General features: G+C 66.7%; 10 protein-coding genes. 3 read left to right on the forward strand and 7 right to left on the reverse strand.

Features of this window, described 5'->3' with window-relative positions; all coding sequences use genetic code 11:
• The first annotated feature begins 36 nt into the window (after nt 1–36).
• From AC07X4_RS23205 to AC07X4_RS23215, 3 genes are all read left to right on the forward strand, one after another.
• The gene (locus tag AC07X4_RS23205) at nt 37–822 is read left to right on the forward strand and encodes a UPF0149 family protein (protein WP_494741459.1); all 786 of its coding nucleotides are present in this window, start codon (nt 37–39) and stop codon (nt 820–822) included.
• A gap of 54 nt (nt 823–876) precedes the next feature.
• Nucleotides 877–1,674, forward strand: a complete 798-nt coding sequence (locus tag AC07X4_RS23210; RefSeq protein WP_494741452.1) for a sterol desaturase family protein — start codon at nt 877–879, stop codon at nt 1,672–1,674.
• Between the two features lie 121 nt (nt 1,675–1,795).
• Complete coding sequence (locus tag AC07X4_RS23215) at nt 1,796–2,356, forward strand: IPTL-CTERM sorting domain-containing protein (protein ID WP_494741453.1); 561 nt, start codon at nt 1,796–1,798, stop codon at nt 2,354–2,356.
• A 55-nt stretch (nt 2,357–2,411) separates the two neighbouring features.
• Here the strand turns inward: AC07X4_RS23215 and AC07X4_RS23220 are convergent, their stop codons facing one another.
• From AC07X4_RS23220 to AC07X4_RS23250, 7 genes are all read right to left on the reverse strand, one after another.
• Entirely contained in the window at nt 2,412–2,912 is a 501-nt protein-coding gene (locus AC07X4_RS23220; protein WP_494741454.1) for a nuclear transport factor 2 family protein, read from the reverse strand.
• Nucleotides 2,913–2,997: 85 nt separating this feature from the next.
• Nucleotides 2,998–4,887 carry a patatin-like phospholipase family protein gene (locus AC07X4_RS23225; RefSeq protein WP_494741455.1) on the reverse strand — a complete coding sequence of 630 codons (1,890 nt, stop codon included), beginning with the start codon at nt 4,885–4,887 and terminating at the stop codon, nt 2,998–3,000.
• A 218-nt stretch (nt 4,888–5,105) separates the two neighbouring features.
• A complete protein-coding gene (locus AC07X4_RS23230) occupies nt 5,106–6,011 on the reverse strand; it encodes an alpha/beta fold hydrolase (protein ID WP_494741456.1) in 906 nt (301 codons plus the stop codon).
• 93 nt (nt 6,012–6,104) lie between these two features.
• Nucleotides 6,105–6,632, reverse strand: a complete 528-nt coding sequence (locus tag AC07X4_RS23235) for a CinA family protein (RefSeq protein WP_494741457.1) — start codon at nt 6,630–6,632, stop codon at nt 6,105–6,107.
• Nucleotides 6,632–7,156, reverse strand: a complete 525-nt coding sequence (locus tag AC07X4_RS23240; protein ID WP_494741458.1) for a phosphatidylglycerophosphatase A family protein — start codon at nt 7,154–7,156, stop codon at nt 6,632–6,634. Before AC07X4_RS23240 ends, AC07X4_RS23235 begins: the two co-directional genes overlap by 1 nt.
• Before the next feature lie 18 nt (nt 7,157–7,174).
• The gene (locus tag AC07X4_RS23245) at nt 7,175–7,654 is read right to left on the reverse strand and encodes a universal stress protein (RefSeq protein WP_260668786.1); all 480 of its coding nucleotides are present in this window, start codon (nt 7,652–7,654) and stop codon (nt 7,175–7,177) included.
• Between the two features lie 110 nt (nt 7,655–7,764).
• Entirely contained in the window at nt 7,765–9,393 is a 1,629-nt protein-coding gene (locus AC07X4_RS23250) for a DUF4139 domain-containing protein (protein WP_494741460.1), read from the reverse strand.
• Nucleotides 9,394–9,430 lie beyond the last annotated feature (37 nt).

Here is a 9,430-nt window from a genome sequence, read left to right on the forward strand (position 1 = left end):
GACGATCTCGACCCCACCACCGCCCCGGCCGCTGCGCTGGGCCCGGATGAGCTGGAGGAGATGGACAACATCCTCGACGACCTGCGCGCGCGCGGCGAGGAAATCCCGCAGTGGGAGTTCTGCGACGGCTTCATGACCGCGCTGATCTGCAGCCGCCGCCCCATCGGCCCGGCCGAGTACCTGCCCATGCTGCTGGGCGACGGCGCCGAGCTGGATGTGGCCGAAGGCGACCCGCTGCCGCAGTTGCCCGCGTTTGCCGATGCCGCCCAGCAAGCCCGCTTCATGGACCTGTGGATGCGCCGCTGGAACGAGATCGTGGCCCAGCTCGACACCGACGTGAAGACGCTGGACGACGACCGCACCTTCCAGCCCGAAGCCATGGACATGCGCGGCGCCGTGGCCAGCCTGACCGACGAGCAGCGTGCCGAGATGGGCGACGACCAGGAGATCCCGTCCTTCGGCCAGGTGTGGGCGCTGGGCTTCATGTTTGCGGTGGAAAACTGGCCTGAAGACTGGGCCGCCCCGCGCGACAAGGAAGCGGCCAAGTGGCTGGACGATGCGCTGGAGCGCATCGTGGCCCTGACCGAAGACGACACCGGCAAGCCCGAGGTCTGCATGTACGACGAAGACGGCCCGCCCAGCACCAGCCAGGCGCGCGTGGAAGCCTTCGGCGAAGCCATCTGGGCCGTGTACGACCTGCGCCAGCTGTGGAAGAGCATGGGCCCGCGCGTGGAGACGGTGCGCAAGGCGCCCGAGCCGGGGCGCAATGACCCTTGCCACTGTGGCAGCGGCAAGAAGTACAAGAAGTGCCACGGGGCTTGAGCCCTCTTTGGCCTCTCTTAGTACGCAAAAATGGCGCAGTTCATACAGGCCGTGATGGATCACTTTGAATGGGGGCAGTACGTATTGTTCTCGGTGGTCTTGGGCATTCTTGCTTTGACCGAGCACTTCTGGCCTCGCCGTACGGCTGGCAAAGGCCACAAAGGACGGATAAGGGTCAATCTGTTGCTGTATGTGCTGGGTGGTCTGTTGATGTGGTGGGTGGCCGAGCCTGTGCAGACCGCTGCGGTGCGACTTGGGGCGTCCTTGGGGTGGACCGGGTTGGCCGGGGGGGCATTGCCCGATGTTCCCAAGATCGTCATCGGCGTGTTGCTGGTGGATGCAATCCAGTATGTGCTGCATCGTGCTTCGCACGCCATTCCACTTCTGTGGCGAATGCACCAAGTGCATCACGCGGATGCCGCATTCGATGTGACGACCAGTGTGCGCCACCATCCTCTGGAAGTGTTGGCACTTGCGGCTCTGACGCTGATGCTGTGCGCGGCACTGGGCATGCCTCTTGTGTCCTTGTTGTTCTATGCGGTGCTTCAACTGGTGCACACCGCGTTTTGCCATGCCAATGTTGCGATCCCATTGCGCTGGGATCGGAGACTGCGTTGGGTGATGGTGACCCCTGATATGCACCGTGTGCACCATTCTGAGCGCATGGATGAAGGCAACAGCAACTTCGGAATGGTGTTCCCCTGGTGGGACCGCCTGATGGGAACATATTGCGCGCAACCAGCGTTGGGCCATCAGGGCATGCACTTGGGGTTGGCCAACGACAACAACAATGATGCCCGGCCTGACGGGTTCTGGCGGGCCCTGATCCAACCCTTTGGCAAGCTGCCCTGAGGCCTCCCTTTCAAGACCGGTGGCACGCGGTCATTTTTTGCAAGACATTTGCAAAACCCTGAAGTACAAACGCCACTCGCTCGATTGAGCGTTCAGAAAATTTGTATTTTTTAAGGGTGATATGTCGAAAGTTCGTTGGATGGGCGCGCTGTTGGTTGGCGCAGGCGCTTTGGCGGCAACAGGTGCGCAAGCAGGCGTTGTTTTTACTTTTAGCAAGGCGTTTGGAGCGCCCAGCGTCTCGGTCGGAAGTGCCACCTCGCTGGCGTTCACCATCAATCGGCTGGGGCCAGCTGCGAACAACATCACGTTCACAGACAATTTGCCGGCGGGCCTGGTGGTGTCCACTCCCAACGGTTTGGTGGGCGACTGTGGGGTCGGCAGCGTGGTGACCGCCGCACCGGGTTCCTCCTCGGTGGCCTTGGCCGGCGGGGTGTTGGCCGGTGGGGCCAGTTGCACGTTTTCTGTTCAGGTCACCGCAACAGCGCCGGGTGTAAAAAACAACGTTACTACGGGCCTGAATTCCAGTTCTGGCAGCGCCCCTGCCGCCAATGCCACACTCAACGTGCTCGCTGCAAGCGCAACCTCGGTTCCGACGCTGAGCGAATGGGGGCTTATGACACTGTTGCTGGCCATGGCGGCATCGGCATTCAATGCTGTACGTCGCAAGAAAATCGGCAGCTAAAGCGCAGTCGTTTGCACAAGGGGCTTGTGTCGTGTCCTGCGGGCTTCTGTGCGGATCAGAGAGACCGTACTTCCTGCGCCAGAAACTTCTTCAAATTCCCCGCTGCCGTACTCCGCACCTTGCGCTTGAGCGAGGGCGACCAGCCCAGCAGCAAGCCCGGCGCGCCCAGCGCCTGCCGGGCCCAGCGCCAGAAGTTGAAGCGGTCACGGTGCGTGGCAATCAGCCCGTCGGGCGTGAAGGTGAAGGTGCCGTCGATGATGTTATGCACTTTGCGCCCAGTGGCGCTGAAGAGGTAGTGCGCCTCCCAGTGCGCCTTGCCGCCCTGCGCGTCGGCGTCGATGCCGCTGAACTCCAGCTTCCAGTGCTCGGCGGCGCCCGGTTTTTTCGTCGCGGTGCACAGCATGCGCCACATGCCGCCCACTTCTTCGCGGCCTTTGAGCGAAAACGCCTCGTCGTCAAACGTGGCATTGGGTGCGTAGCAGGCCGCCATGGTGGCATGGTCCAGTTGCGCAAACGCGGTGTAGAAGCGTTGCAGGGTCTGGGCGTTGGGGTGCATGGGTTCTCCTCCTCAAGGGCGTCCATGCTACACCCCGGCCGGAACGCTGCATGCCACCTGGGGTGGCCTGCGCGGCGATGTGCGTTCAGCCGGTGCGCAACCCACCGATGCGCCGCCGCTTGGTGTCGTCCAATGCGTCCAGCACCTGGATGCCGTGCGCATACCCCTGCTGCACGATCTGCTCGAACCGGTTCCACTGCAGCATGCCCACGCGGTCCATGGGGGGGTTGAAGTACAGGTCTGTGAGCTGCTGCGACTGGCGCTGCCGCGACATGCTGTACAGGATAGTGACCTGCATGAGGTAGCTGGCCAGCGAGGGCAGCTTGTAGCGGCGCTGCGCGCGCGGCCGCAGCTTGTCGCGCAGCAGGGTCCAGCTGCTGGGGATGTCGTCCAGCTCGATGCGGCGCGGTTTGCGGAAGTTCAGGTCCACACCAATCACCGTGCCCACGCCGCGCATGCTGCTGCGCATCACGTCCACGGGAAAGTTGTTGAACGTACCGCCGTCGCACAGCAGGTCGCCCTCGTGCACCACCGGAGGCAGCGCGCCGGGAATGGAGATGCTGGCCAGCAGCGACTTCACCAGGCTGCCCCGGCGCACCACCTGTTCGCTGGCGCGCGAGTAGTTGGTGGCCACGCAGTAGTAGTTCTTCCACAGGTCCTCGACCTGCGCCGGAAAACCCACCAGTTGGCCCACCGCGTCGTGCAGGATGTTGCGCAGGCGGCGGCCCTTGATGAGCGACATCAGCGGCAGCAAGCTCCAGTCGCCTGTGGGGTTGGTGCGGAACGCCTCGCGGGCGTTGTCCATCACCGTGGTCAGCGGCTGGTCGGACGCCACATACGCGGCCATCACCGACCCGATGCTGGTGCCCCCCACACAGTCGATCTCCACGCCTTCTTCCTGCAAGGCGCGGTAGATGCCCAGGTGCGCAAAGCCGCGCGCGCCGCCGCCCGCCAGCACGAGGCCCACGGCCGTGCGGCTCTGGATGCGGGCCAGGCGCGCCATGTCGCGGTCGAGGGTGGGGCGCACATGCACGTGGTCGGCCACGGGGCGGCGGTCCAGCCATTGCTGGGTGCCACGTGGGCACTGCGTGCCTTCCGGGTGCAGCAGCACCAGGATCTCGGCGGCCTCGGCCAGGGGCGCGCGGCGCAGCAGGCAGTTTTCCTCGATGGGGTGGATGGCGGGCTCGGCCTGCGCGTCGGCCAGCAGCAGCAACTCATCGCAGTGGCGGCTCACGCGGCGCGTCCAGGGGGTGGGCTCGGGGTCGGCCAGCAGCAGCACAAAGTCGTTGCGGGCCTCGATCTCGTCGAGCAGCATGGCTATGCGGCGGTTGGCCGTGGCGTCGGCGCCTTCGCGCTGCGCAATGCCTGGCTCCTGCAATTCGGCGTCCACGGTGGTCGAGTCCACCACCCGTACGCGGCCCACCGTGCCGAGGTGGCGCGCAAGACGCTGGCCAAAAGCCTGCAGGTCTACGCCGCTGCTCACTGGCAGCAGGCCCATGGCCACCGGGCGCTCCTGCGCGGCCGTATGGGCGGCGGTGCCGGACTGCAGGCGCTGGATGATCTGGCGCGTGAGCGCAATCGACACCTGGGCGCTGCTGGCCAGCAGGGTCTTGAACACGTCCTTGGTCAGGCGCACCAGCACCGAGTCGCGCACGGCGACCACGGTGGCGGCCCGGGGCGCGTCGGTGAACAGGCTGATCTCGCCAATCACCTGGCCCCGGCCCATGTCGGCCACGCGGCGCTGTGTGCCGCTGTGGCCGTCGTCGCTGCGCACGTAGGCACGCAGGCGGCCGCTGACGGTGAGGTACATCGACTCTCCGGGTTCGCCCTCGGTCATCAGCGTGCTGCCCCCGGGCACCTCCACCCACTCCAGCTGGGCGCGCAGCAGTTCCAGCGCCTCGGGTTCGATGCCTGGCAGAAAGCTGCGCAGATGCTCGGTGAGCAGTTGGTTCTGAGTCGCGGTAAAGGGAGGCATGGTCACGCAATCGGCAAGGCACAGTGGGGGCGCTGCGGAAGGTGATGGCTTACCAGCCACCGGTGCTGGCCATGGGTTCCGCAGCGTGCGAAGCGGCGGATTCTAGGAACGCAATGGCACCTGTGCGCACTGCACGGGTCATGGTGGCCGCGCAGCGCGTGAACAAATGCACGGCAGATCCTTTCGATTGCCCTTTCGGGCCGTGTCGGACCTGGTCGTCAGCGCATGAAGGCGCTCAGCGCCTGGGCCGTGGCCTCGGGCAATTGTTCGGGGATGAAGTGCCCCGCCGGAACGGCCTGGCCAGTGACCACGCCAGCGCACTGCGCCTGCCATAGCGCCAGCGGATCGAACAGCCGGTGCACCACACCGTGCGCACCCCAGATCACCAGGGTGTCACAGGTGATCTTCTCGCCGCGCGCGCGGCTGTCACGGTCGTGGTCCAGATCGACGCCCGCACTGGCGCGGTAGTCCTCACAGGCGGTGTGGATGGCTTCGGGTGTGCAAAAGCAGCGTTCGTAATCGGCCAGGGCCTGGGGCTCGATGTGGGCCAGGCCCGCGCTGCCCCAGCCGCCCAGCTTGGCGTGCAGGTACGCGCGGGCGTTGCCGCCGATCATGGTCTCGGGCAGCGGCGCGGGCTGGATCAGGTGGAACCAGTGGTAATAGGCGCGCGCAAACTCCATGTCGGTGCGCGCGTACATGTCGAGCGTGGGGGCGATGTCGATCACGCACAGCTTCTTCACACGCGCGGCGTGGTCCAGCGCCAGGCGGTGGGCCACACGGCCGCCCCGGTCGTGGCCGCACAGGTAAAACGTGTCGTGGCCCAGCGTGGTCATCACCTCGGCCATGTCCTGCGCCAGGGCGCGTTTGCTGTAGTTGCTGTGGTCGGGCAGGCCCGGCGCGTGGGAGGAGTCGCCATAGCCACGCAAGTCGGGCAGCACCAGACAGTAGTCGCGTGCCAATTGCTGCGCCACGCGGTGCCACAGCGCATGGGTTTGCGGAAAGCCGTGCAACAGTAGCAGCGGGGGCGCGCCCACGGTGCCGCCGGTGCGCACAAAAATTTCCGCGCCCGAGGTGGTGATGCGCTGGGTGGCGAAGCCGTCAAACCAGGAGGGTCTCGTTGTCATGGCCATATGGTGTGGCAAGGGGCGGGTGAAGCCCTGTCTTGTGGACGACAGCGGCTACTCAAGCCGGGGCCTGGGCGTGGTGCCCCGGGTCAGTCAGGCAGGCAGCAGGCTCAGCAGACGCTTCAAGGCGTATCGCAGCGTGGCCGTGCGTACTGTTGCGCGGTCCCCGGCAAAGTGCTGCATCTCGCTGTGGGTTTCGCCGCCCACGCACCAGGCAAACCACACGGTGCCCACCGGCTTGGTCTCGGTGCCGCCTGTGGGGCCCGCGACGCCGGTCACGGCCAGGCTGACCTGCGCGCGCGAGTGGGTCAGCGCACCATCGGCCATGGCGCGTGCCACAGGCTCGCTCACCGCACCGTGTTGCTCGATCAGGCCTGGGGGCACCCCCAGCATCTCGGCCTTGGCCTCGTTGGAATAGGTGACAAAGCCGCGCTCGAACCACTGGCTGGAGCCCGACAGGTCGGTGCAGCCGGCGGCGATCATGCCGCCGGTGCAGCTCTCGGCAGTGGCCAGCATGTGGCGGCGGACCAGCAAACGCAGCGATATTTGCGTCAAATTGGCCTCAAGCGCTTGTACTTCTTGCGCTAAAAGCTCACTTTTTGATAGTGATGTGGGTGCCATCAGAACCTCCACAGTGCGATGACCAGCAAGGTACAGAAGGCTGCCACAAAGTCGTCCCACAAGATACCCCAGCCCCCGCGCCAGCCAAAGCCCTTGAACAGGCTGTCGGCCCAGCCCACCGGGCCAGGTTTGGCAGCATCAAAAAAGCGGAACAGCCCAAACGCCACCACCTGCCCCCACAGCCCCATGGGCATGGCCAGCCACAGCACCAGCCAGAAGGCCACGACTTCGTCCCACACGATGCTGCCGGGGTCGGCCACACGCATGTGGCGTGCCGTGGTGGTGCAGGCCCACCAGCCCACCACGGTGCTGACCACAATCAGTAGGCCCAGTTGCCGCGGGTTCAGCCACTGCTGCAGCACCAGGTAGGCCAGCCAGGCCCACAGCGTGCCCACAGTGCCTGGCGCCTTGGGGGCCAGGCCCGCGCCAAAGCCCAGCGCCATGAAGTGGGCGGGGTGGGACAGCATGAAGCGCACGCTGGGGCGCAGGGGGGCAAGGGGTGGCAGTGGCTCGGAAGCGGTCATGTCGCGACGGAAAATTGATCAGGCGCTGGCGGCACCGCCGTCTGCCCCGGCAGGCAGGCGCACCAGCAGTACGGGCACGGGAGCGGTGCGGGCAATCTGCTCGGCATCACTGCCCATCAGCACGCGTGCCAGGCCACGGCGCCCGTGGGTGCCCAGCACGATCAGGTCGGAGCCCCAGGCCTGCGCGTGTTCCACCACCAGGTCAGCCACCCGGGCATCCAGGTTTTCGATCAGCACCGTGTCCACCGGCACGCCGCTTTGCGCCACGCGCTCTTGGGCGCGGCGCAGCAACGCCTCGCCCGCCTGGCGCAGGCGGGGCAGCACCTCCTGGCTGTAAACCTCGGGCCGCTCAAAACCGCTGATGTGGGCCAAAGGGTCCATCACGTTCAGCAGGCGAATGCGTCCACCCGTTGCCTTGGCCAGGCCCGTGGCTTCGTTCACAGCGTGGTCAGCGGTGGGGCTGCCGTCAACGGCAACAAGGAGGTGTTGGTAACTCATGGCGGCGGGCTCCTGGGGGCATGGTGGCACCAATGTGATCGCTGGGGCGGATTGTGACCGACACGCCGTTGCGCGGGGTCTTTGGAGCGCCAGTCACCGTGTTGCCAAGGTCACTGGCGTTCGATCAGCTCCACGTCCTTGGGGTAGTGGATGGTGTGCTCGGCACTGAACTGTGCGCTGGCCCCGGCTGCCAAAGTCTGCTGCCAGGACACGGTGCCGGGCGTGCGGTTCCAGGCTGTGTCCGACGGCTGGGGCTGGTAGCGCGATTCGACCTCGATCTTTTCGTTGCGCGACACTGGTGCGGCATGCAGCACCTGCAGCGTGATGGCCGTCTTGTGGCGGTTCTCCACGCTGTAGGTCCGGCGCGTCTTGCGCTCCACGCGCGAGCCGGTAAACCCGCTGCTCCCCGTCAGATCCTGCACGGGCTCGGCCCGTACGGTGACCAGCTCATCGCGGCCAAACGACAGGCTGGTGCTGCCGGCTGGGGCGCCCGCACTGGGCGCGCCAAAGTCGATGCGGCCGTTGCCCACAAAGGCGCCGTCGCGGTACAGACCCGCTGCGCCCGCAGGCCACACGCCGGGCGGCTGCGCAATTTGCGCGACCAGGTAGGCGGCTTCTTCCATGGCCGGTGCCGTGCGCGTGATCAGCGTGGCGGGGGCGCTGTAGTTGCCCAGCGCCAGCGTCACGCGCTGGCCGCTGGAAGGCACGGTGATGCGCTGGGGCACGGCGAACTCGGTGGCAAACCCCTTGTCGAGGGTGCTCACGTCGAATGTGGGCATGGCCTCTTCGGCGGCATTGCGGGACCGGGACAGTGACGCAACGGTTGGTGCGGGCGCCGGTGCCATCGCCATGGCGGGTGCGGGCGAGCCTTGGGGCGGGGGCGCCACGTTCAGCCACCAGGGGCGGGGCAGTTGCCCTTGTGTGGCGCGGCCCGGCTGGCCGGTGGACAGGGTCAGCTGCACATTGCCCCAGTCTTCGCCGCTGTTCTGGGCCACCAGCGCCTGGCGTTCGATCAGCACCGTGGATTTGTTCGCATCCAGCGTGGAGCGGTAACTGGGCTGCCAGCCGGGGCCGCGCACCTGGTAGGACAGGCGCAGCTCAGCCTCGCGCTCGGTAGCCAGGTTGATGGTGACCGACACCACCCGCGCACGCTGGCTGGCCACGCGGTCACGCTCGGCCACCAGGGGTTTGAGGGCCAGTTCCAGCGCCTCCTGCTTGCGCTGAAGCTGGTGCGCGCGTGCAGCGCTGTCCTGCCCGGACTTGCGCAGCACCTCGGCGGTGGCGGTGATCTGTGCGGGCGTTGGCGTGGCGGCACGTGCGGTGGTGTTGGCAGACGCAGCCGCCTCCGGGCTCGCGCCGGTTTGAGCCACGCTGCGCAGGTAGCCATCCACCAGCTGCAGGGCCGAGGCCTCGGCCTTCACCCCGGCGATCTGATCCTCCAGCTCGCGGATGCGGCCGTCCAGCGGGCTGGCGCAGCCTGCCGCCACATCGCGGTCCTCAGTGAGCACATTGAACTCGCCCACGCGCACGGCGGGGTCGGCGTTGATCTGCAGGCTTTGCACATCCAGCGACGCGGGCAGGCAGGCCAGCGTGAGGCTGCGGGCGCCAGCGGCCACCTTGGCCACACGCTCCACCGTGGCGCTGCCGGGGTAGACGGTGACGCGGGCGATGCGGGAGGTGTCTTGGGCCTGGGCGGCCGCAGACAGCGGGGCCAGGACGGCCAGGCCCAGTGCCTGCAGGGCGGGGCGGGCTGGAAGGCGAAGGAAAGGGGATGGG

Source organism: Acidovorax sp. GW460-11-11-14-LB4 (assembly GCF_059423685.1).

What these genes read in the sequence shown, in the direction of transcription:
- AC07X4_RS23210 (WP_494741452.1), top strand. Translation starts at nt 877, where the DNA reads ATGGATCACTTTGAATGGGGGCAGTACGTATTGTTCTCGGTGGTCTTG.
- AC07X4_RS23215 (WP_494741453.1), top strand. Translation starts at nt 1,796, where the DNA reads ATGTCGAAAGTTCGTTGGATGGGCGCGCTGTTGGTTGGCGCAGGCGCT.
- AC07X4_RS23220 (WP_494741454.1), bottom strand. Translation starts at nt 2,912, where the DNA reads ATGCACCCCAACGCCCAGACCCTGCAACGCTTCTACACCGCGTTTGCG.
- AC07X4_RS23225 (WP_494741455.1), bottom strand. Translation starts at nt 4,887, where the DNA reads ATGCCTCCCTTTACCGCGACTCAGAACCAACTGCTCACCGAGCATCTG.
- AC07X4_RS23230 (WP_494741456.1), bottom strand. Translation starts at nt 6,011, where the DNA reads ATGACAACGAGACCCTCCTGGTTTGACGGCTTCGCCACCCAGCGCATC.
- AC07X4_RS23235 (WP_494741457.1), bottom strand. Translation starts at nt 6,632, where the DNA reads ATGGCACCCACATCACTATCAAAAAGTGAGCTTTTAGCGCAAGAAGTA.
- AC07X4_RS23240 (WP_494741458.1), bottom strand. Translation starts at nt 7,156, where the DNA reads ATGACCGCTTCCGAGCCACTGCCACCCCTTGCCCCCCTGCGCCCCAGC.
- AC07X4_RS23245 (WP_260668786.1), bottom strand. Translation starts at nt 7,654, where the DNA reads ATGAGTTACCAACACCTCCTTGTTGCCGTTGACGGCAGCCCCACCGCT.